This window comes from Clostridium sp. CS1-1 (assembly GCF_056135525.1).
Genome location: NZ_CM148680.1, coordinates 718,848 through 743,437, shown reverse-complemented (window position 1 = coordinate 743,437; position 24,590 = coordinate 718,848). Strand labels below are relative to the sequence as shown.

19 protein-coding genes and 3 pseudogenes are annotated in these 24,590 nt (G+C 32.2%); 4 read left to right on the top strand and 18 right to left on the bottom strand.

Going from position 1 to position 24,590, the window contains the following annotated elements; genetic code table 11:
• Window positions 1-493: 493 nt before the first annotated feature.
• From AC0N0V_RS03300 to AC0N0V_RS03285, 4 genes are all read left to right on the top strand, one after another.
• Window positions 494-733, top strand: coding sequence for a hypothetical protein (locus tag AC0N0V_RS03300; RefSeq protein ID WP_474462106.1), 240 nt, complete (start codon window positions 494-496; stop codon window positions 731-733).
• A gap of 323 nt (window positions 734-1,056) precedes the next feature.
• Complete coding sequence (locus AC0N0V_RS03295; protein WP_474462105.1) at window positions 1,057-1,275, top strand: hypothetical protein; 219 nt, start codon at window positions 1,057-1,059, stop codon at window positions 1,273-1,275.
• An 849-nt stretch (window positions 1,276-2,124) separates the two neighbouring features.
• On the top strand, window positions 2,125-2,772 hold the full coding sequence (locus AC0N0V_RS03290) for an accessory gene regulator ArgB-like protein (RefSeq protein WP_474462104.1): 648 nt from the start codon (window positions 2,125-2,127) through the stop codon (window positions 2,770-2,772).
• Between the two features lie 17 nt (window positions 2,773-2,789).
• On the top strand, window positions 2,790-2,924 hold the full coding sequence (locus tag AC0N0V_RS03285; RefSeq protein WP_474462103.1) for an AgrD family cyclic lactone autoinducer peptide: 135 nt from the start codon (window positions 2,790-2,792) through the stop codon (window positions 2,922-2,924).
• Window positions 2,925-2,947: 23 nt separating this feature from the next.
• On the opposite strand, the gene AC0N0V_RS03280 is transcribed toward AC0N0V_RS03285, so the two are convergent.
• The 18 genes and pseudogenes from AC0N0V_RS03280 to AC0N0V_RS03195 all read right to left on the bottom strand — a co-directional run bounded on the left by AC0N0V_RS03280 (window position 2,948) and on the right by AC0N0V_RS03195 (window position 24,250).
• Window positions 2,948-4,213, bottom strand: a complete 1,266-nt coding sequence (locus tag AC0N0V_RS03280) for a sensor histidine kinase (protein WP_474462102.1) — start codon at window positions 4,211-4,213, stop codon at window positions 2,948-2,950.
• Window positions 4,206-4,973 carry a LytR/AlgR family response regulator transcription factor gene (locus tag AC0N0V_RS03275; RefSeq protein WP_474462101.1) on the bottom strand — a complete coding sequence of 256 codons (768 nt, stop codon included), beginning with the start codon at window positions 4,971-4,973 and terminating at the stop codon, window positions 4,206-4,208. Before AC0N0V_RS03275 ends, AC0N0V_RS03280 begins: the two co-directional genes overlap by 8 nt.
• Window positions 4,974-5,443: 470 nt before the next feature.
• On the bottom strand, window positions 5,444-6,208 hold the full coding sequence (aroD, locus tag AC0N0V_RS03270) for a type I 3-dehydroquinate dehydratase (RefSeq protein WP_474462099.1): 765 nt from the start codon (window positions 6,206-6,208) through the stop codon (window positions 5,444-5,446).
• A gap of 323 nt (window positions 6,209-6,531) precedes the next feature.
• The gene (gene argF / locus AC0N0V_RS03265; RefSeq protein ID WP_474462098.1) at window positions 6,532-7,455 is read right to left on the bottom strand and encodes an ornithine carbamoyltransferase; all 924 of its coding nucleotides are present in this window, start codon (window positions 7,453-7,455) and stop codon (window positions 6,532-6,534) included.
• A 22-nt stretch (window positions 7,456-7,477) separates the two neighbouring features.
• Entirely contained in the window at window positions 7,478-10,675 is a 3,198-nt protein-coding gene (carB, locus tag AC0N0V_RS03260) for a carbamoyl-phosphate synthase large subunit (RefSeq protein WP_474462097.1), read from the bottom strand.
• Window positions 10,668-11,741, bottom strand: a complete 1,074-nt coding sequence (gene carA, locus AC0N0V_RS03255) for a glutamine-hydrolyzing carbamoyl-phosphate synthase small subunit (RefSeq protein WP_474462095.1) — start codon at window positions 11,739-11,741, stop codon at window positions 10,668-10,670. Before carA ends, carB begins: the two co-directional genes overlap by 8 nt.
• Window positions 11,742-11,983: 242 nt before the next feature.
• On the bottom strand, window positions 11,984-13,081 hold the full coding sequence (locus AC0N0V_RS03250) for a Gfo/Idh/MocA family protein (protein WP_474462094.1): 1,098 nt from the start codon (window positions 13,079-13,081) through the stop codon (window positions 11,984-11,986).
• A gap of 383 nt (window positions 13,082-13,464) precedes the next feature.
• Window positions 13,465-14,970 (bottom strand): phosphohexomutase domain-containing protein, encoded by a 1,506-nt coding sequence (locus tag AC0N0V_RS03245; RefSeq protein ID WP_474462093.1) that lies wholly within the window; start codon window positions 14,968-14,970, stop codon window positions 13,465-13,467.
• Window positions 14,971-15,089: 119 nt separating this feature from the next.
• Window positions 15,090-15,569, bottom strand: a pseudogene (locus AC0N0V_RS03240) (transketolase family protein); the annotation flags it as partial.
• A 306-nt stretch (window positions 15,570-15,875) separates the two neighbouring features.
• A complete protein-coding gene (locus tag AC0N0V_RS03235; protein WP_474462092.1) occupies window positions 15,876-17,048 on the bottom strand; it encodes an acetyltransferase domain-containing protein in 1,173 nt (390 codons plus the stop codon).
• A gap of 99 nt (window positions 17,049-17,147) precedes the next feature.
• Window positions 17,148-17,924: an epoxyqueuosine reductase gene (locus tag AC0N0V_RS03230; RefSeq protein ID WP_474462091.1), complete on the bottom strand. Its 777-nt coding sequence runs from the start codon at window positions 17,922-17,924 to the stop codon at window positions 17,148-17,150.
• 257 nt (window positions 17,925-18,181) lie between these two features.
• Window positions 18,182-18,376, bottom strand: coding sequence for a hypothetical protein (locus tag AC0N0V_RS03225; RefSeq protein WP_474462090.1), 195 nt, complete (start codon window positions 18,374-18,376; stop codon window positions 18,182-18,184).
• Between the two features lie 176 nt (window positions 18,377-18,552).
• Window positions 18,553-18,861: pseudogene (locus AC0N0V_RS03220) on the bottom strand (hypothetical protein).
• A 51-nt stretch (window positions 18,862-18,912) separates the two neighbouring features.
• Window positions 18,913-19,017: pseudogene (locus AC0N0V_RS03215) on the bottom strand (thioredoxin); the annotation flags it as partial.
• Window positions 19,018-19,101: 84 nt separating this feature from the next.
• The gene (locus tag AC0N0V_RS03210) at window positions 19,102-19,869 is read right to left on the bottom strand and encodes an epoxyqueuosine reductase (protein WP_474462088.1); all 768 of its coding nucleotides are present in this window, start codon (window positions 19,867-19,869) and stop codon (window positions 19,102-19,104) included.
• A 32-nt stretch (window positions 19,870-19,901) separates the two neighbouring features.
• On the bottom strand, window positions 19,902-21,446 hold the full coding sequence (locus tag AC0N0V_RS03205) for a glycine betaine uptake BCCT transporter (RefSeq protein WP_474462087.1): 1,545 nt from the start codon (window positions 21,444-21,446) through the stop codon (window positions 19,902-19,904).
• A gap of 149 nt (window positions 21,447-21,595) precedes the next feature.
• On the bottom strand, window positions 21,596-22,909 hold the full coding sequence (gene grdH / locus AC0N0V_RS03200) for a betaine reductase selenoprotein B (protein ID WP_474462086.1): 1,314 nt from the start codon (window positions 22,907-22,909) through the stop codon (window positions 21,596-21,598).
• A 15-nt stretch (window positions 22,910-22,924) separates the two neighbouring features.
• On the bottom strand, window positions 22,925-24,250 hold the full coding sequence (locus tag AC0N0V_RS03195) for a glycine/sarcosine/betaine reductase component B subunit (protein ID WP_474462085.1): 1,326 nt from the start codon (window positions 24,248-24,250) through the stop codon (window positions 22,925-22,927).
• Between the last annotated feature and the right edge of the window lie 340 nt (window positions 24,251-24,590).

Below are 24,590 nucleotides of genomic sequence, written 5' to 3'. Positions count from 1 at the left end.
CCATGTCTTCTTGATACTAATGAAACATTTCCCACTTCTTGTACTTCTCTTAATATTTCTTCTTTTAGTTCTTTTTATAACTTCTCCATTTCATAACTTACCTCCAATCGCTTTATACATTATAATAAATGACAGGCAATTATTCCAGCTAATTCCGGGGATTAAGAGTTATAATCTCTTGAGAGTACAAATTGCATAAAAGTGATAAAAATGAGCATGAAAAAAATTTGTATGCAAAAGTATTCTTTTCATGATCGAATTATTCTGTTTTATGTGTTTTATATTGAAATTGATTGAAAATGGCATAAAATAGATATTACAACCATTGGTATTAAATTAATTCTAAAAATAAAATTACAAGGAGAGTGTTTTATATGAAGAAAGAAAAAATAATGTCAATAACAATGGTGCTTATAAACCTACTGTAAGATTTTATTGTGAAACAAGTGAAAGCACCCATTTTTGGGGAATAAATAAAATAGTTAATGTAGGAATGAATAGATATAATGGCACAATGTCTAAAGAATTTGGAGGAACTGTTTATGCCAACTTAGAAGATGGTGGTACAATTTTCTGGATTGTGAATGGAACTTTTTATAATGATGGAACTACTACTGTCGGTGGTGCAGCTAATATTGGTATAGGTGGAACTGATACTGTAAATTTCAACCTTTCATATGCTACAAATAAATATGCATATTGCTACCAAGAAGGTAAATATATTATTCGATAATAAAAAATCATACTACTTGATTTAACTAAACTATTTTAAAAGCGTCCGAAGAGGACGTTTTTTTATCCCATCCGTATACTATCTAGTCCTAAGTTATTCGTGATATTTCAAAAGCAAAAAATACTTAACCCTAAATGTAAGTGTTTTACTACCTGAGTTTGCAGAAGTGCTACTTTTAAGAGTTGCAAGTTATAAATTCTTGTATATCAATATAATCTTTTAGCTAAAAAGCTAAAATAATATTATATTAGGATTATTATATCTATTAAGTTAACTCTTCAAGACATGAAAAGTCAATTATCTGAGGAAAGGATGTTCTATTCATGAAGAAACATATTCAATATTTTTTTATATCATTTATTATAATACTATTAAGTGCACCTTTAGGATATGAATCAATTAAGATAGTATATTATAATAAAAGCTTAGCTGGTGAATTTTTTCCTATATTAACAGGGTTTATATACTCATTTATGCTAATTGGTGTATTAATATTTATTATTGGGTTAATACACATGTTATCTAATAAAAACAATAAATAATGACCTTACATAAATTGAGGTAACCCCCATGTTGCTAATGTGTTGATCTTATAGGTTTCCTCAATTTAATAGATATATAAAAAAACTAGCGTATCTACTATCAACTATAAGAAAAGGCAGTATGTAAAAATATCATTAAAGCCAACTTAAATTTCCTGGCTTCTTTCATCATTGATTCTGATTATATCAATCAATAATTTATGTAATAGGTACCTTGTATCATTTCATTGTTTTTTTGTTCTCGGTAGGCATAAAGCGGAAATTAGAACAGCTTAATTTAAAGGAATATTATCAATGGTAGCACCCCACTTATCTTAGGAGTGCTACTTAGAAGAATGATACACAAATATATTCAAAAATTTAATTCTGATAACTGGAGTTTAAAAGCTTTTTAATATTATTAATCCATTAGTAATTTTTGATTACTAATAGTGATAGAAAATTACTAATAGAGATATTTGACACTTGTTAGAAATTTTATTGAATTAAGTAAAAAATATATTACTTCAATCCGCAAATTTATGCCATAACCTTTTCCATTCCTAGAGCAGCCAATAAAACCGATAAATCCAATTTTGAGGGAATCACATCCGTAAATGCTTCTTACTGTAACTAATTTTAAAGTGATTAAAATGGTTCTCAATATTCCCATTGTAGAGAATGATATAACAGTTACTTCAACCATTCTTTTTACAGAGATAATAGCAAGGAGGGAGAAATTATAATACTATCTTTCGTTATTGAACATGCTCTGCTAACTGCATTAAATTAATATAAAAAAGATAGTAAATAATATAAATAAATATTTTTACTGACACAACCTACCTATATTGACTAACTAGGCGTTTCATGCAAAAAAAAGGTAGTTTCATGCAACTTGTATTTATTTTACTAAAAAAATCCTATAAAATTAATACTTGGAAGGTGATTTCAAACATGATTAATAAATGGTCAACCTATATTACATCGAGTATTTGTAGCAATACTTCTATCAGTAGTGATGATGCCGAAAAAATACACTATGCACTTGTAGCAATAATAGGTGAAGTCTTTAAGTTAATTATCTTGATTAGTATTTTTAGCACATTGGGAAAGATAAAACCATTTTTGTTTTCACTTGCAATACTATTTTCAATTAGAACTTTTGCTGGGGGTACCCACTTGAATAGTTCTTTTAAGTGCCTAATAGCTAGCATTATGTTCTTTCTTATAACGTGTTTAATGCCAGAATTTATGATAAGTATTAATCTAATATACTATCGCATTATTTTATTTTCTTGTATTGCCATAGTATTATTTGGCTCACCAAAGCCGAGTGTAAATAGACCTATAATAAATAAAAAGAGAAAGCGAAACTTAAAAATCATCTCTACTTTCTCTACTGTAATTTGGTCTTGTATCCTATTACTATATATTAAAGATATATTTCTTCTAAACTGTGGTATTTTAACTATTTGTATGCAATCAATTCAATTGATTCACATAAAAAATAATTAGCATAGGAGGACATACTTATGAAAAAAATAACAAAAAAATCAATATTTAATTTATTCTCTGTATTTTTATTATTTTCAGCTGGACTAATAGCAAACTCTGGTTCTTTTCTTTTACTGGGTGAACCGGTTCCCCCTAAAAGCCTCATTCGTTAAAACACAAACATTTAATACTCGGGCTAAAACACTATTTTAAAAACTACATATATATTTTCATAAGATAGTTGAATTTTACCATTGTAAGATTCAACTATTTGTTTTACATTATATAATCCATATCCATGTCCACTACCTATTTTAGATGAAAATCCTTTTTTAAATATTTTATTTATAATACTTGGATCTATAGGATCTCCCTCATTTCGTATCTCTAAATAAGCTCTATTTGATTCATATCCTAGTTTTAGATAAACATTCTTATTAAAACCAACATTTCTTTCAACTGCTTCAAAAGAGTTATCTATTAGATTACATATTATTTGCGAAAGTTCGTAATCTTTAATAGGATAGTCAATATTTCTATCTCCAATTTCGTAGCAGAAGTTAATTCCCCTAGTTTTGGCCTCGCATAGCTTACTATAAATAGTACCTATTATTACTTTATTCGTTATATCTATCAGCCTATCCATGTCTAAAAAAGAATTATTCAATGATTCAATATAAGTCATAAGCTCACTTTTTAATTCTTTTTCATCTGTTACCTGAGTGATTCCATATATAGTGTTAATTTGATTTTTAAAATCATGCTGCTTTCTCTTAACCTCTTCTATTATATTATTTACAATAGGAATATATCTATTATATGTTTCAATTTCTTTAGTTTTTACTCTTAGCTTAATTCCATTAATGGTAAATATAACATTTAGGAATATGAACAAAATAAAGAGCATAGCAAAAATCATAAAGTGATCCAAAAGTATGCTTCTATTATAATCCCAAATTATTTTAGAAATTAGTGTTAAAAATATGAGACTTATAGAAATAAACATCATATTACTAAATTCTTCTCTATACCTATAATAAATCTTTTTAATCGGTAGAAATCTTGATAAGATTGCACATGTAATCAATAATAATATATTTGCTATAACATCTTTTGCAATAACTCTATTTTCATTTAATGAAGATCCAAAGTCATTTACTAAAACTATTACTAATAATTCTACTAGAATACCTATAATTGCTACAACTGAAAACTCGATAAGTAGTTCTTTAATACCTTTTCTAAATATTACTTTAACCATCATACTAAATAAGAAAAAATTTATAAATCCAATATACAGATTGTCTATTCTATTTGTAATTATAACTACTATAGAGGTTACAACAGTTATTATTAACATTTTTAAATACTTATGATCAGTCTTTAATCCAAGGTTATTCCATAATGTTAGTAGTGATAGAACCTCCATAAATGTAATAAAGAACATATTAATACTACTCATAAGCTACACCCTTATTATAATCACTGCTTAAAGCACTCCTACTAAATTTATTTAGTACACTTTTCTTAAACTTTTCCCCCAGTAACGCTACATATTCACATTCATAAAAAAATATCTCTCCTTTTGTTAAGCTTTTTCTAATCTCTCTAATATGAGATATATTAACAACATAAGATCTATGTGATTGGATGAAACTATCATCATTAATTATCTCCATAATCTTTTTTAGAGACATATTTTTTACTGTTAATTTTGAACTTTTAATATATATATAGCAAGTCCTTATAAAAACTTCAATAAATATGATTTCATCTATGAATATCTTTATAGCCACATCTTCAATGTCAAATATTACAGATTTTCGCTCAAATTTGTTTAGCTTTTGAGTGCTTGTACTATTAGTAAGTAGTTTTGTTATCTCTTTAACCTTTTCTTTATTATAAGGCTTTAATATATAATCATAACAATGAACATCCTTAAATGCTTCTAGCATATGTTTAATGTGAGTCGTAATGAAGACTATCCAAGTTAACTTATACTTATTTATTTCTCTAATTTTTAATGCTAAATCCAATCCGGATTCATTTCCTAGATTTATATCTATATAAAATAAATCAATATTGTTCTCTGCTGATATTTTTAGTGCATCATTAACACTCGCTGACTCAAATACCTTATAAATTTCACCATCCTCTTTAATCATTTTTGCTAAGCTATTCCTCTGCCATTTATCATCTTCTACAATTAATATATTGAACATCTTGCCTCCCTATTAAGTTAAACAAATTATTATACCTTATATTCAATTTAATTCTACTTTTAAATGTAAATTCCTTTATTTTTTTCAATATTAACCATTAATATCGACATTATCCTATTTATTGGGTTATCACAATTAATCTTATATATGTTCTCATTTTGAAAGAATTAAGACTTTAACTAATTAAATTTATTTTATACTTCCATCAAAAACGTAAAACTCAAAATAACTTCAGCAATAACTGAAGAATTTCGAGTTTTAAATAATAAGAAATTACTTTTATAAACTTGCTATCTATTTTTTACTGATACAATTTTCTTATTCCTGCTATAACATATCTTGTACATAGAACTACGCTTTACCAATATAACCTTATATACATATTTAATAGATGTTACTGATGTGTCTTTGTGATATTACTTGTACTTGAAACTATTATTACGTTGTTACTTTTCAAAATCTTATATTAGTCACATATTACTATGTAGTAATTGGATAGTTTTACGTAAATCTACTATAGAAATCTGTCCTGGTGCAGAAGCCTTTTTAGCCGTTCCAAAGGTCAACGCAGAACCGAATAACTCTCCAGATAATCTGCTTATAACACCCTTTCCACCCATTGATATAGTGATTATGGGACGATCAACATATTTTTCATTCATAATATGACTTGCATCTAATAATGTAAGCACATCCTCTGTAGAAGTAGGCATTACTGCTATTTTAGGGATGTCTCCACCTAATTCTTGAGCCTTACGTAATCTCCATATAATCTCTTCTTTTGTTGGTGTCTTGTGGAAATCATGGTTAGAAATAATAACTGCTACACCGCTTTCATGAGCTGCGCTAATCAATTCTTTTACAACCTTCTCATCATTAAATAATTCAACATCAATAACCTCAACAAGCTTTGTCTGTGCTATTGCTTTATTTAACTCCACATAAGCTTCTGTGCCAATTTCTTTCTGTCCACCTTCTTTAGCGCTACGGAAAGTAAATACTATAGGCTTATCTGCTAAAACCGCTCTAATTGCTTGTAGTGCTTTCTTAACTTTATCTGTATTCATCACATCTTCAAAGAAATCTACACGCCATTCTACAACATCCAGATCAAGGCCTTTTAAAAAATTAGCTTCTTCCACAAGCTGAAAAATTGTTTCCCCTACCATTGGTACGCATATTTTAGGTAATCCTTCACCGATTATAACATCCTTAATTTTAACTACTTTTTTCATAAATCCACATCCTTACAAAAATACGTTGCTTTCCAGTAGGCTATTAAGTTACTAATTATCTTAATATATTTGCATTCAGTCTGCAATCTAAGCCAAAAAGCTCTTTTAATCTATTTTATAAATATTCTACAAGGTAATGAATTCTTCCTTTAAAAAGAGAACTTGATATTTCTATCATTATTTATAGAAATACTCTATAAATAATACTTTATAAAGTACATTACTCCAATCAAATAATTGAAAAATCACTACGAAGCCTGTAATAACTTAACAAACTTTCATAGTGACTTTTTTATTCATACTTATTTTTAGACATTTAATTCCTAGTTATTCATCATTAGCATTGCCATTACAGCTTTTTGAACATGCAATCTATTTTCTGCTTCCTCAAACACAAGAGACTGTGGTCCATCAATAACTTCTGAAGTTACCTCATAGCCTCTATAAGCAGGAAGACAATGAAGAAAAATCGCATCTTCTTTTGCCATGGAAAAGAGTTCTTGATTAACTTGATAAGGCTTGAATATCTCTATTCTTTTCTGTTTTTCCTCTTCTTGGCCCATACTTATCCAGGTATCAGTATATACTATATCTGCATCCTTTACCGCTTCCATAGGATCTTCTGTAATTGTTATATTTACTCCCGTTAGCTTAGCATCCTGTTTTGCATTTTCAATTACTACATCATTACATTCGTATCCCTTAGGAGTGGCAATGGCTATGTCCATTCCAACCTTACTACATCCGTAAAGCAAAGAATGTGCAATATTATTTCCGTCTCCTACGTATGCAATCTTAAGTCCACTAAGCTTTGACTTACTCTCATAAATAGTCAATAAATCTGCTAGTATTTGACATGGGTGAAGAAGATCAGTTAATCCGTTTATTATAGGTATAGCCCCATACTTAGCAAGATCTTCAACATCACTTTGCTTATAGGTTCTTATCATAATTCCATCTACATATCTTGAAAGCACTTTAGCCGTGTCTTCAATACTTTCTCCCCTGCCAATCTGTATATCTTGAGAACTTAAAAATAACGGATATCCTCCTAACTGAATCATTCCAACTTCAAAGGAAACCCTAGTTCTAGTAGATGATTTAGTAAAAATCATACCTAAAGTCTTACCCTTTAATATTTTGTGCTCTATACCATTTTTAAGTTCATATTTTAGTTTTTTAGCAAGTTCTAATATACTTAAAATTTCATCCGTACTTAAATCGTGTAAACTCAATAAATGTTTCATTTCCCCCGCCCCTTTCATACATCTAATATTGATCTAAAGAGTAAATTGCTACTTCACTTTCTACCTTTGTGCTATTTAAAGCTTTTATAATTGCATTTATAGTATCTAGTGACGTTATGCATGGCACATTATATTCCATAGCAGTACGTCTTAATAAAAATCCCTCTCTCGAGCTTACCTTCCCTTTTGTAGGCGTATTAATTATCATATGGAGTTTATTATCCCTAATACGTTGACCAACTTCTTTCATTGGAATTAAAGTAACATCTATGTCGCTTTCCTTTAGATAAGAATAAGTCTTCTCTGTTGCAAATAATTGATATCCTAAGTTTTTAAGTCTTTTTGAAAGCTGAACACTTTCGTCTCTATCCCTTTCTGCTATAGATAGAAGTACATTTCCTTCCTTTGAAACTTTAATACCTGAAGCCAAGAGGGCTTTATACAATGCCTTTCCTGCATTTTTATCTACACCCATTACTTCACCAGTAGATTTCATTTCTGGACCTAAGAAGGTATCTACCATAGTAAGCTTCGAAAATGAAAATACTGGAACCTTTACAGCTACCAATGAACTTTCTTCAGCAAGTCCCGATGAATATCCCATATTTTCTAAGTTATTACCTAAAATAATATCAGTAGCCAGTTTAACCATAGGAATGCCCGTTACCTTTGTCAATATTGGCACAGTTCTGCTGGCTCTTGGATTTACCTCTATTATATGCACCTTATTATCTTCATCTATAACAAACTGAATATTAAACAAGCCCTTTATTCTTAATGCTTTTGCAAGCCTTGTAGTATAATCTACAATTACTCCCTGAATCTCTTTACTTAAGCTTATCGGAGGATATACTGCCATGCTATCCCCTGAGTGCACTCCTGCTCTTTCTATATGCTCCATTATTCCAGGGATCAGAACACCTTTCCCATCTGAAATTCCATCCACTTCTACTTCTTTTCCCATTATATATTTGTCTATAAGCACTGGATGTTCTTTTGAAGCTTCCACTGCAAATTTCATATACTCTTCCAATTCTTTATCGTTGTAAACTATCTCCATAGCTCTTCCACCTAATACATAAGAAGGTCTTACTAAAACTGGATATTTGATCTTATTTGCTATTTCCAAGGCATCCTCTATACAATGTGCAGTACTTCCTTTAGGAACTGGTATATCTAGATTTGCCAGCAACTTAAGAAATTTATCTCTATCTTCCGCCATGTCTATGCTTTCAAGATCAGTTCCCAAAATCTTTACGTCAGCTTTCTCAAGTGGAGCCGCAAGGTTTATCGCAGTCTGTCCTCCAAACTGCACTATTACTCCAGATGGCTTTTCTCTTTCAATAATATCTAATACGCATTCACTAGTAAGCGGTTCAAAATACAGTCCATCAGAAATATCAAAATCAGTACTTACCGTTTCTGGATTATTATTTATAATTATTGCTTCGATTCCTCTTTCCTTAAGAGTTTGTACTGAATGAACACTGCAATAATCAAACTCAATACCTTGACCTATCCTTATAGGTCCAGAACCTATTACGATAACTTTTTCTCTATTGCTTACTTCAATATCACTCTTTTCCTCGTAAGTAGAATAATAGTATGGTGTAGTTGCTTCAAATTCTCCAGCACAGGTATCTACCATCTTGTATGCAGGGTATAGATTAAACTCTTTTCTCTTTTTACTTACCTCCTCAGTAGATGAGTTAAGTAAGTTTCCAATATATGAGTCTCCAAAACCAATCTTTTTAGCTTTATGCATAAGCTCATATCCTATGCTATCAATATTATGATTTCTTATCTCTTCTGCTAGGATTGCTATTTTTTCAAGCTTCTTTATAAAGAAATAATCTATCTTAGTTACTTCAATTATTTCTTCTACAGAAACTCCCTTTTGAAGCGCTTTTGATATGGCAAATATTCTTTCATCACTTGGATTCTTAATAAACTCTATAAGTTCAGCTATAGACTTATCTTCAAAAAGTTCTAATCCTAGCTGATAATCCAGTTTTACATCCAAAGAATCTATTGCTTTTAAAAGAGATTCTTCAAAGGTTCTTCCTATTGCCATAACTTCACCAGTAGCTTTCATCTGAGTTCCCAGTGTACGATTTGCTCCTCCAAATTTATCAAAAGGCCATCTTGGCACTTTTGTCACCACATAGTCTAGTGCTGGTTCAAAACAAGCATAGGTATTTTGTGTGATAGAATTCTTTATTTCATCAAGGTTTAAACCCATTGCAATTTTTGCTGTTACCCTAGCAATCGGATATCCAGTCGCCTTGGATGCTAATGCACTTGAGCGACTTACTCTAGGATTTACTTCTATAACTACATACTCTAAGCTATTTGGATTTAAAGCAAACTGTATATTACAGCCTCCATTAATTTTTAGTGCACGAATGATTTTTATAGATGCAGATCTAAGCATCTGATACTCAACGTCACTTAAAGTTTGACTAGGTGCTACAACTATACTATCCCCTGTGTGAACACCTACAGGATCAAAATTTTCCATATTGCATATGATAATGCAGTTATCTGCATTATCCCTCATAATCTCATATTCAATTTCTTTCCAACCAGCAACACTTTGTTCAACGAGTATCTGATGTATCATGCTTAATTTCAAGCCACGGCTAGCAATATCTTTAAATTCCTCTAAATTATTAGCTATTCCACCACCAGTACCTCCTAAGGTATAAGCAGGTCTAATGATAATAGGAAAGCCTACTTTATTTGCAAAATCAACTCCATCTTCTAAGCTTGTTACTATACTACTAACTGGAACCTTTTCTCCCACTTCTTCCATAGTTGCTTTGAACAGTTCTCTATCCTCTGCCCTTTTTATAGATTCCAATGATGTTCCTAAAAGCTTTATATTTAATTCTTCTAAAATTCCATCCTCGGCTAGTTCTACTGCCATATTAAGTGCTGTTTGTCCTCCAATGGATGGTAGTATTCCATCAGGTCTTTCCTTATAAATAATCTTTTTTACAAAATCTAATGTGATAGGTTCTATATATACTTTATCTGCTATATCTCCATCAGTCATAATAGTAGCAGGGTTACTATTAATAAGAATAACTTCTACGCCCTCTTCTTTTAACGACCTGCAGGCCTGCGTGCCTGAATAATCAAACTCTGCAGCCTGACCTATAACAATAGGACCTGAGCCTATGACCATAACCTTTTTTATATCTTCTCTTTTAGGCATTAGACTTCACCTCCATCATTTTCATAAATTCATCAAAAACATAATCTGAGTCTTGTGGACCAGGAGCGGCCTCTGGGTGATATTGTATACTTAAGATTTGATATTCTTTATGTCTAAATCCCTCAACAGTACCATCATTAACATTTATATGGGTAGTTTCAATCGCTTTATTAAAATCTTCTTCAAGTGCATAATTGTGATTTTGTGAAGTAATATATATTCTACCTGTTGTCAAATCTTTTACTGGATGATTCCCTCCATGATGACCAAACTTTAACTTGTAGGTCTTTCCTCCAAGAGAGATTCCTAATAGTTGGTGTCCAAGGCAAATTCCCATAATAGGCTTAATTCCAATAAGCTTCTTAATATTTTCTACAGCATCAGTAAGATCCTTAGGATCTCCTGGTCCATTAGATAGAAGGATGCCATCGGGTTTTATAGATAAAATATCCTCTGAAGAAGCAATAGATGGAAAAACATAGATGTCACATTCTTTATTCTTTAGATATCTAAGGATATTCTGCTTAATACCAAAATCTACTACAGCAACTTTCTTGCCCTTACCTTCAATTTTATATATCTCTTTAGTGCTTACCTCTTTCACGAGGTCTCTTTTTATTAATATCTTTTCTTTTATTGTGCTAACCAATATATCTATATCAAAGCATTCTGTAGAGATTATTCCGAACATACTTCCGAAACTTCTAATATGCTTTGTAAGTTCTCTTGTATCAATATCCTTTATCCCTACAATGCCGTGATTTATAAGATACTCCTCTGCCCCCATTTTGCATCTCCAATTACTTGGAGTATCACACCCTTCTTTGACAATAAAACCTTCAACATGTGGTTTAATAGATTCTTTGTCGATTTCATTGAATCCATAATTTCCAACTAGTGGATATGTCATTGTAACCATTTGCCCATTGTAGGATGGGTCCGTAAGAATCTCCTGGTATCCTGTCATACAGGTATTAAAAACTACTTCTCCGAAAGCCTCACCCTGCGCACCAAAAGAATTCCCTATAAAATAACTGCCGTCCTGCAGTACAAGTATTGCTCTCATATTTATACCCCTTTCTAGTATTAAAATTCACATAATATATCATCATTTTTTCATTAATATCTTATAAATACTATTGAATATCTACAGTTTATATGATAATACAACTACATAGATATGCTATAAGCTTATTTTTCTTATTCATAATTATACAACATATTAGTATAAAAATACAATGTTTTTTAAATAAATATTCTTTAATTAAGCACAAAAGAAGTTAGGATATAAAATCCTAACTTCTTTCATTAACTTGCAACTGAGTTATCCTTTAAATATTTTCTAATAGCCGTTACTACCATATCATGATCTTCTTCTTCAGTTAAACCTGATAAGGTTCTATTATTGGCAGATTTATAAATTGCAGAAGCTATTTTTACAACATTCAATCCATCTTCAGCAGTAACAGGTAACTCCTCATCATTTATAATCGCACTAGAAAAAGCTTCAATCTCTTTTGTATAACGATCAACTGGTTCTAGTGGAAGCTCTCTTAATGAATAATCCGAAAAATCTGTGAGTCCCTTCTCTCCTGATAACTTAACAACAACCTTGCCTACGTCTTCTCTCCCGATAGTATCATAGCAAACTATAGAACCTTTTGTTCCGTATATCTCTAAGGTATTGTTTGATATACTGTTTGGAATATTAAAATGAAAATTAAAGCTACCAAAGGTCCCGTCTCCCATCTCATATATTATTTGAGCAGAATCTTCAACTTCATATTGAAAAGTTTTGGTTCCTATCATTGCAGATACTGTTTTAATTTTTCTTCCTAATAAATATTGTATTAAATCAATGCAATGACTACCTAAATCTACTACTGTCCCACCGCCACTAAGCTTTGGATCCAACCTCCAAACCTTTGCATCTGGATACCACCAACTATACTGAATCCTTGTAGTAACTATATCACCGATTAATCCTTCTTTTAATAAGCTCTTAACCTTTTTATGATGATCTCCAAATCTCATCATAAAAGCTATACCTAATTTAACACCATTTTCATTAGCTGCTCTAATCATTTCCTCACACTCTTCAGGGTTTAAACCCATAGGTTTTTCGAGAAAAATATGTTTTCTGGCCTTTGCAGCTGCTATAACACTGTTCTTATGATCAAAAACAGGAGTTGCAATATATACTACATCTACTTCTTCATCCTTTAATAAATCATCTATGTTCGAATACACCTTTTTTATATTATACTTTTCTCTAACTTTTTCGGCTTTTTCAATATTTCTACTCATTACAGCAATAACTTTAGAGTTATTAGTCTTCAACAACCCTGGTATAGTACATTCGTCTGCTATGCCGCTTGAACCTATAATTCCCCATCTTAATTTCACTTAAATTCCCCTTTCTACAATCTCACTTATTTATATTTATAAAGCATTTTCTACAACCACTCTTTGATACTTTGGCAAATTATATCTTATAAAGTTTATATCGTAAATATAGATAAATCAACTGCATACTTGACTTATACATAGGGATATATTAGTCATTCTGAAGCACATTTAAATACTTTTTCATGAGTCTTAGCGAAGGATTTGAGAAAAGTTTAGAAGATTTGATTGTCTGAGTGTAAGCGAGTTATCAAATCTTCTTAGCTTTTCTCGAATTCGAGCTTTAGACGAATTAAAAGTATTTATGATGCTGAAGAATTGCTAATATATCCTGGGGTGTAAGTCTATCTTTGTGTTGATTTATCTATATTACTCTATTAAATTTATAGATTTAACTTATCGTATTTCTTTAAAAACTCAGTTAAGTTTGACATTATAAAATCAACGCCACCTTCTTTATCTGACTCTATATTTAGTGCCATAACAGGTTCATGAAGAGATAATCTTAATAAAAACCATCCATCACCGTTTTCTTTATTACAATTTATCCTTATGCCTTCATAGTTATTAGGCTCAATATTCCAACCATCAATCTCTTTAATATGTTCTTCTAAATCCTTTAGAATAGACAAACCATAATCTTTAAACTCTTCACAACTAATTTTAATTCTATGTTCTACACTTTCATATGGTATTTCCAAATCAGAGATTAAATCTGACAAGTTTTTTCCACTTTCATTTTTTATTTGAGCCATTTTTATGAGAATTTTAGCCACTAAATATGCGCCATCATCTAAAAAATAATTTTCTTTTAAGGCAGCATGCCCAGAAGTTTCAATAGCAAGGTGACACTCCTTACCTTCTTGATTAAGCCTTATAGCTTCATTAATAACATTTTTATATCCTCTTTTAAATCTGTGATGAATTCCTCCATGACTTTCTATAAATTTTTTAAGTCCATTACTTGTAACGGAATCCGTAACTATTACAGAACCTGGATGTTCTTCAAGTACAATAGCAGATGCTAAAGCAATTAACAGATTTCTATTTATTTCATTCCCTTTATGGTCAACTACAGCTGCTCTATCTACATCAGTATCGAAAATAATCCCTATATCAGCACTATTTTTTAATGTAGCCTTTTTGATTGATTCCATTGCTTCCTTATTCTCAGGATTTGGTATATGGTTTGGAAATGCTCCATCTGGTTCAATAAACTGACTTCCAAAAGTGTCTGCACCTAACTGTTTTAAGATTTTTTCTACAAAAAAGCCTCCAACTCCATTTCCAGCATCAACTACTATTTTAAAGTCTTTTAATGGTTTAAACTTATCATTTCTATCATTTATACCATCTCTTATTTTATTTACTAAAAAGTCACTGTATATATCTAAGAAATTGAGATTAGTTATTTCACCGTCACAATTACTTTCCGTAAAATCACCTTTTTCTGCTATCTCAAGCAGTTCAGTAATATCTTTACTTTCAAATCCACCTTTATCTGTAAAGAACTTAAATCCATTGTAGTAATATGGAAGATGACTTGCTGTTATTTCTACAGCACCATCAAAGCGGTGCCCTTCAACAACTGTGCTCATAAACATCGCAGGAGTTGAACATATTCCGCAATCGTATACAAAACACCCTAGACTTTGAATTTCTTTTATTAAAATTTCTTTTATTTTTCTGCTAGTTATTCTAGAGTCAATACCTACAGATATTTTTAGTTCCTTTAAGCTTTTGCTTTTCTTTCTAGATATCAAAACTGCGAATGCTTTTGATATACTGCAGATCATCTCATCTGTAATATTTACCTCTCTATCATCATTCCTAATTGCCACTCCTCTAATATCTGTTCCATTTTTTACATTTAACCACTTTTTATCCATGTTGCCACCTCTGTATTAAATTACTATAGATTGAATTATACCACATGGCTATTCTACGACAAGCTTGTAATAGGTATCCATACAAACATATTTTAACGAAAACAAATATCCATAAATAATTATTTAAACTCTAATGCCCCCTTAACTTTTTCCACTAGTTCATTCGTAGTCAAACCATATGCTTTCAATAGTTCTTCTGGTTTTCCACTTTCACCAAAGCTGTCATTAATACCAACTCTAAACACTGGAACGGGATGATTTTCACTTAGTACTTCACATACTGCTGAACCAAGTCCTCCTATTATGCGGTGTTCCTCCGCAGTAATAATAGCGCTAGTTTCTCTAGCTGCTTTAATTATAACTTCAGAATCTATAGGCTTTATAGTGTGAATATTTATAACTCTTACTTTTATTCCTTCTCTATCTAAAATATCATGAGCTTCTAATGCTTTTTCTACCATTATTCCTGTGGCAAATATAGCAAAGGGACTTACAAAAGGTATTTTTCCACAAGTTGATAATCCAGCCGCTGTTGACATCATATTACCTTCAGCTATTCCCATATCAAAAAATCTATCTGGAAAAGCTTTCTTAAAATCTATTGCATTTTCCATATCTCGTATATAAAATTCTACATTGAAATTAACTGGTTATATCATTCGAATGGTATGTTTATTAGTTTCATTCTCGATAGGCCTACTATAAATCATATTTCCTAAGATTCCTAACGTACTTATAGGAAGTAATATAATCAAAATAAAATATAAAAGCAGCTTAAACCGAATGCTTTTCCTCATAAAAAAATCTGCCAACATAGTAGTTGCTGGCAGCCATTCTTTTTTTTAAAAATATTTTACTATAAAATTGTATTTTGTTGTCTGGTTCTAATTTTTCCCTATAATGCATTAAATATACTTAAGCCACGTCCAAGTTTTTTCTCTTTTGATATGCGCATACCATCGACAGATAGGATACATAGAAAGCATTACTAAAATCCAAATAAAATAAACCATATACAAATGAGAAGTTTGAGCACTTACTAATAAGTTACTTGCCGACAAGCCGAATCGAACTAGTCCACTTAAAAGTAACAGAAGACAAATATACGGCAAATGAACAAGGAAATAGAAAAGGGGGACCCTTCCAAAAAGGATAATAGGGGTTAATATATGTGGTGTCTTTCTTTCAAGCAGTCCAAGAATAATTATGCTTGGCCCTAATGTCATGAGTAAAAATAGCAGTGATGGTGGGTACTTCTGGCAGTTCAAAAATGACAATACAGTGAGGATTCCGTTTTGTTGAACAGTCCAAGGCTGTGGATTACCGTATATATTTAGTGCCCTTAGGATAATGAAAATAGCTGTTAATATAACACCAAGACGGATGAGTATGCGACTTCGCTCAGTCTGTTCGTGTAAAAATAATTTTCCGCAGAGATATCCCAGCGCCATTACCCCAACCCAAGGTATCAACGGATAAGATATTAATATAACCGTTTTAGGAGAAAGAGGGATTAGGTTTTGGGCATGGAGAATGCTCCATAAAAAATTAAGGCTCATAGGGCTCGTAATTTTTATGCCATCCAATGCATTGTGGCCAACAACTGTCAGAGCGCCAAAGATTAATATTAAATAATCCGGCAGCCAGATCAATCCCGCAAGAATAATCATAGAGCAACCTAATACCCAGATTACTTCCAATATAATAATATTTGAAGAGATAGGCATTTGAAGCTTGATAGGTATTGATATTATCTTCGATAAGTACAATAATTCCAGTAGTATTAGAATAAATCCACGAGTAAGAAGATATTTAGATAGTTGTTTCTTTGTTTTTCCGCGGATAAGTGATAAAGAAGCCCCTACTCCAGCCAGAAAGACAAAAACAGGAGCACAAAAGTTTGTAATCCAACGAGTCATGAATAGTGCAAGGGTCGTGTGAGCGATGTCAGTAGTCGATAGGGAAGTTTTGTGCCAATATTCACGTACATGATCCAGTGCCATTACTACCATTACAAGTCCACGTAAACAGTCCACAGATAAAAATCGTGAGTTATTAGTTTTTGATTCTCTTATCATTTAGTAACACCCCGCATTTTAATTTTTGGTTATGTTCAAGAGTAATGTTGATATTGTAATATATTTAATAATGATGTGCCATTTTAGAACTATCGCACTTTAACTTCGCACAGGATTTTTCAAAGAACATGGTACATTACACATACATTTACCGCATGCATCTCCTAAACCTATCGAATACTCTGGTATGTTATCATTATAAATTTGTTCGTTACATCTTTTTTTATTTACAAAAGGATATCCATTTTCAGTAGGGATTGCACTAGCTACACAATTTTCAACACATTTTTTACATGTTCCATTGTATTTATATAGACAATTTTCTTGTTTCTTTCTTTGAGTAGCAATCAAAGGCATATTCGTAATAATGCTTCCCATTCTACCACAGCATCCTTTTTCAGTTATAAACATATTGTTTATCCCAAATGTTCCGATGCCAGCAATATATCCTACATGGCGATGTGACCAATCACTAACTAGTTTTTCTGCATCATAATTATAAGTAGGTGGTAAAATAGTAGAAGTATATCCCATTTCTGTTATCTTATCATGCAAATATTTATTTATATCCATAATGAGACTATTTGTTTCAATATTTGCAATGTCCCATGCTCTTGAACTTTCAATATTACCAATATTACTCTTTATAATTTCTTCTTGAAAAGGAAGAAAGAATACAATTATAGATTTAGCATCAGTTATGAACTCAATTGGTGGTGCGTGAGAAGGACTTATTAATTCTTTAAACTCTAAAAACATAGGATCATCAGCATCTGCAAAGCCAATAACTGGTTCTCTCCAATCTGATTCAGTTCCTTTATTTTCTTTACAATTCATTACGTAGTCTATAATTAGTTCAATAACTTTGTTATTCATTGCCTTTATCTCCTCTATCTATACTCATATCCGTATTATAACAAAAACTGATTTAATACCGGCAAATCCAGTTAAGACGTATTTTTCAACGATTGTAACTCTATATAACGGTTTTCGCCATATCAAATCAGATATATAGGGGTTCTAACCTTGAAGCCTTTTAACTTTGTATCACAACATAATGTATGAGAATGTACCAATAAGCGTTTGATCTTTATAGTCTTAAACAGATCCTAATTTTAATAGAGTAGCTATTATTAGTTTATGATATGAAACCTTTCCATATCACCATTATCACATATGTTTTTATAAACAGAGTTCTTTGCATCAGATGGAGTTTTAACTCCACCTGATGCAAAGAACTCATTATTCGAGGACATAGCCGCCCTAATACTCTCACTTTGAGGAAAAGCACTAAAATTATTTTTAAAAAGTGCTTTTCTCGTAAACACAAATGAAATTTAATATCTACTTAGCTAAATTATATTCCACACTTTACTACCGGACAATTCATTTTCACACTTCTGAGACTACAATAAATGGATGATAGTACTATCATCCATTTATTAGGGTTTTTATTATTATTTGGGTTAGAGTGACATTAACAATTTATTTTTTTAATTACATCCTAAATAAACTTACAAAATTTGTTTCTTATTGAAGACATTTCTGCTATAATTCCATCTACATCAAGAACCATTTCCATCATTCCAATTTGTTCATCATATACTTCTGGATTAACAGTGTCTTTAAATTCTGGTTATACTGCATGATAAACGCCTAGGCCTAACTGGACTGCTGCTGTTCAGACAAAGCATTCTGTTGAAGCAAATACAATTTCTGCACCTGTTCCATCTAAACATTGAGCTATTGCTGGAGCCGGTATACCATTTCTGTCTCCAACGATAATAACTTTTTTACCTTCGAATAGACTTATTGTTTCTCCTCCTTTTTTAAACTTTTATTTATATAAAATATATTTTAATATTTAAATATATTTTGATATCATTGCATCAATACTTTCCTTTGTAGCCTCTTCCTTTACTACTTCCTCAATTTTTTCTCCATTTTTATATAATGAGATTGTTGGAAGTTTTTTAATACTTAATATTATTAAGATATTAAAGAGGTGAAGCTTATCCTCCCTAATATCTTATTTAGAAATTATTCTTATCAACTAATTATGTTTAACCGGATTCTTAGTAGAACAAGGAAGATCGACTAAACATTTACCACAAACATCCGACAAACCAATATTAGAATGGATTTTAGCATTGTCCAAACACATTTCATAACACTTGTGTCTATCAAAACTCTCAACTTGTAAAGCATTATTTACACATCTATCTACACATTTTTTACATAGGTTCATATGTTTATATAGACAATACTCTCTGTTTTCTCTTTTCGTAGGATTTATCTTCAAATCCGTTACAAAACTACCAACTCTCCCACAACATCCTTTTTCTGTAATCAGCATATTATTTATCCCAAAGTTACCTAATCCAGCGATAAAAGCAACATGTCTATGAGACCAATCACTAATTAGTTTTTCTTCATCGAAATTATGTGTTGCTGGTATAATGCTAGAATTGTAACCTAGGCTTTTCAATTCTTTATTAATGTAAGCATTGATATCTAATATTAGTTGATTGGTTTCTATATATGCTATGGCCCATTCTTTTGAACTTTCTCTTCTGTCTATATTGCTTTTAACTATAGCATCATCAAAAGGTATAAAATATGCCACCACAGTTTTCGCTTCCAGTAAAAAATCTTTAGGTAGCGCATGTGAAGTACTCACTATCTTTTTAAGCTCGTTAAACATTTTATCTTCTGCATCTGCATACGCTACTAAAGGCTCTTTCCATTTTGTCTGAATACCTTTTATCTGTGAATAGTTTTTCACAAATTGCTTTATAAATTGTTCTACGACATTATTCACTTCTTACCTCCTATAACATACCTAAGCAGAAACTATTGAGGTAAATCTACTTTTAGTTCACCATTTTTAGATACTACTATTTCTCCTTCAACTTCCTCTTCCCGAAGAGCCTTGTATATGCTATAGCACATGACGAGCATAATCAGCATGAATGGAAATGCAGCAGCAATAGAAGCGGTCTGAAGTGTCTTTATCGCAGCAGTGCCTCCTACTAGAATAATCATTATAGTAACGGCTCCCTGAACAATTCCCCAAAACCCGCACAGTTTTTTACTTGGATTTAGGTCTCCTCCAGATGTCAGCATGCTCAATACATACGTAGCTGAATTAGCAGCTCCTGCAAAGGACGCGATGATCAGGATAAGCGCTAGCGGCGCAGTGATGAAATAGAGCGGTAGATGCTGCAACGTTGCAAATAAAGCGGTTGAAACATCGGTTTTAACCGCTGCCTGAATGGTACCCTGTGACAATGCATCTAGATTAAACGCAGCTCCCCCATAGATTGCAATCCATATAAGACAGAAACCGGAAGGTAGGAATACTGATGCAAGTATGAATTCACGAATAGTACGGCCTCTGGAAACACGTGCTATGAACTGACCTACAAATGCTGCCCACGCAATATACCAAGCTCTGTAGAATACCGGCCAGGCTTTAGTCCATTCAATATTACCCATCCACAGACTCTGTCCCATAAAGTTTTGAATATAATCACCAAGCGTGTGAGTAAAAATATTTAGTATAAATACCATTCCACCAAACAGGAAAATAAATACCATAAATCCAATTGAAAGCCATACCTTCACGTCAGCAACAGCCTGCATCGCCTTATGCAGCCCGGATACAGTCGCAAGCGTAAATATCGCTGTCATGATTGCGATAATAATAGCAGTAATACCAGGCGTCGCTTTAATTCCCCATATATATTGTATTCCTGTAGCAATCTGACCAGCCCCCAGTCCCAAGCTAGTTGCTACGCCAAACATCGTCGCAAATACCGCTAATACATCGATGGCTTTACCAATAGGTCCGCGAATGCGATCACCAAGAATTGGATAAAAAGCTGAGCTGATTAAGCAAGGAAGACCTTTTCTATACTGGAAGTAAGCCAGGGCTAAACCGCAAACCGCGTAAATAATCCATACATGAATACCAAAATCATTAAATACAATCCTCATGGCATCATGCATAGCTTGCTCAGTCCCTGGTTGTCCTATAGGCGGTGCCATATAATGAGTCATCGGTTCAGCAATTGACCAGAAAACCATTCCGATACCCATTCCTCCTCCAAATAGCATAGTAAACCACTGGAAATTTGTAAATTCCGGTTTTTCATCATCCGCCCCTAGCTTGATACTACCAAAGCGGCTGAGAGCAATAGTAAATATAACTATTGTAAAGACAAATACTGATATAAGATATAACCAACCAAAACTAGTAGTTAAAAATGATAACACGCCATTGGCTGCTTTAGCCATTTGAGAAGGCAGAATTATACTAAATGCTACGAATACCAGAGCTATACCTGCAGAAACATACAGAACCGAGCGGTCTTTTGATTTTTGTTCATTTGACATAATTAATTTTCCCCCTTCGCAAAACTAATCTAAATAGGCCTCATCCATTTGGGCAAGGCCTATTTAGTTATATGAAACTCCTTCTCCTTTCGTCGAATGAGTAAGCGATTCGCACAAAATCATAGATTTTGGCTCTCTGCTTAACTGATTTAGATTTTTACTTTAAAAACAGTTTGCTCTTGAATATCAGCTGCAAGCGAGTCTAAAGCCACACCAACTCTATGGTATCTTAGTTTCCATTGTGCTTCTTTAGAATCTGCAGGATTTCCTAATGGGTAAGGAATAGATATTGTAGGAACTATTCTATTTGAACCTACTGTTGTTGCTACAGGAATTAAATTACACATTTGAACGACTGGGAATCCAGCTCTTTCAATTTCTTTTACCATTGTTGCACCGCAACGTGTACAAGTTCCTCAGGTGGAGGTTAATACAACTGCATCTACATTTGCTTCTTTTAGTTGTACAATAATTTCTCTTGCCATTCTAGCAGCCTCACCTTGAGTAGTTCCTGTTCCAACTGTAGAATAGAAGTACTCATGCAGTTTACCTATTTTACCCTCTTTTTCGTATGCTCTTAAAGCATCTAATGGAACTATTACATCTGGATCTGCATCTGCTGCTGCAGGGTCAAATCCTGCGTGGATTGTCTTGAATACTCCACCCTCTAAATTGTCTAAATTTGATATATCATATTTACCCCATCTTGTTGCTGAAGCAGATTGAATTCTATCAGGGTTGTCCACAGGAACTATACCACCAGATGTTACACAAGCTATAGTTGCTTTACTTAAATCTTTAATAGCTGGCGCTATTGGTACTCTATCCATTTTAGGAATAGGCAGCTCTGTTACAAATTCTTCACCCTTTAATTTCTTTATCATCATTTCCACTACTCTATCAGCAGCTGGTTTACCTGATTCAAGCCAAACCTGATGTCTTTTTCCTCTTCCGTAATATCCTTCTTCCTCTGCTGAAAGTAGTTCTTCGCCGCTTAATATTTTATTTGCAAAGTCAGCCATAACCTTTATGTCTTTTCTCATTCTTCCAGCATTATTTCCACCTTTGAAGATATATACGTCTTTTTTAAACATCTCAACGCCCGGGTTTTCTATATGCATAGAAGATATAACTGGTACATTAAACTTTTCTTTTACAGCTTTACATATAACTCCACATGCATTTCCATATCTTCCAGCTTGGAAAGCAGGGCCTGCAAAGAATATATCAAACTCTTTACCTTCTAAAAATCCTAATATTGTCTCTACTGCTTCTTTTTCATTGGATCCCATGAAGTTATCTCCACAAATAATTGTATGAGTAACTTCTACATCCTTAAGCTGTTTGCTTAATTCTAAAGCAGGTCCAACTAAACCCTCTCTTATTTCTGGAGAAAAATCTGCTTTATCCTCTCCACCTATTTGTCCAAAGAATTGATTTATATATAAAATTGCTTTTTTCATCTAACCTGCACCTCCTTAAAATTCTTTCATTGTTTTTGGTGACCATCCACAAGCTTGATCTCCACAGAACATTGCGTTGTTCTCCATAATAATTGAACCATTTTCTCTTACTGAAGACCCTAATATTTCATCGTTTGCCCATCCACCAGACAAACCATCTCTAGCTAATGACTGTAGTTCACCTATAACGGTTTCCATTGGAGGTAACTCTATTAACTCTGAAACGTTTCCAGTTGATACAATAGCATCTGCTTTTACATCTAACGATACTAATGGCTGAGATTCTCCATCTCGTCCTGTACATTCATTAGTAATACCGCAAGTTTTAACTCCTGCCTCTTCTAGTGCAACTATGCAAGCTATAAAGTCTGCGTCAGGATTTCCATATCCTTCTTCAGCAACAATAGCTCCATCTGCTCCTAAGGATTTTGCCATTTGAGCAACAAATAAAGCTGAACGTTTCTTTTGCTCTAATGCTACGTTAAGGTTGGACATAATTACTCCTAAGAAGTTAAGTGTCTTTCCATGCTCAGCATAAAGTTTTTTAATAGTTGGGTTATTTTGAAAATCATAGGTTGACCACTTTGAGGAACAAGGCATAAAGCTTCCGGAAATCACTGCTCCATCCAAAACTTCATTTGGATGCATAAAAGTTGGAACCATATGATTTGCATCCCATCCGTAAACTAAATCATTGTATCCCATTTCTTCCATCTGGGATTGAGGCTGCATTACAAATACAACAGATGGTAAATCTTGAACTTCTTTTGATCTTTTTATAACTGGTTCTAACTCAAAAGTTTCAACATCTTCAGGCTCTAAATCCTTAACACAGCTTCCTATATATTCAGCTAGTTTATGTCCTGCCCATCTTAATGCTTTATTTTTCTTTTGCTGTTCATGCTTTTCAAAATCTTCGTCTGTATCTCCTACAAGTACTATATTCTTTAACTGAGAATAGTAAGTATACTTTGCACCTTCTCCGCTCATATCTATTAATCCGTCTTGGAAGCCTCCCCAGTGCTTTCCAACAACTAATAAGCTGCAATCTTTAAGAGCATGTGTTCTTCCTTCACCTACTGGAACAACATCTCCAGTTACTCCTGGAAACAAAGTGTTGCCGTTTACCTTTACTCTTGGCTCAATTGCCTCTTTTACAGGCACTAAACGAACCTTGTCCCCTGGTTTTACAATTAATAAATCTGCTTCTGCTATATGTTCATCTTCCAAAACAAAATCTAGTGCTTCCTTCTTGTTTATTGTTAAAATTCCATTTTCATAACGAGTCTTTTCTCCAAAAACGATATCTTTTACATGAAAATTTCCAATTTCTAATTTCACCTATATTCCACCCCTTTATGTATATATTTACAAATAAACCATGGTTTTCACACACTTAAATAATTTAACAGCGCTATTTGATTAAATATTATCACAATTCATGCTTATTTGTAAACATGATTACTTTATAATCATGTTTATTATTGTTATAAAATTAACTAATAAGCTGTATAAAAAATTCAAATAATTCATTAAAGTCTCTTATTTTCAATGTTTAGGGTATGTGTTTAAAATTTATATTATAGAAATTATTAATACTATCCATTATTTTTTATAATAGAAAAACTGCTCTTTTAAAAAATATAGATTTAAGGTATAATCATTTATGCTTACTAGTTAA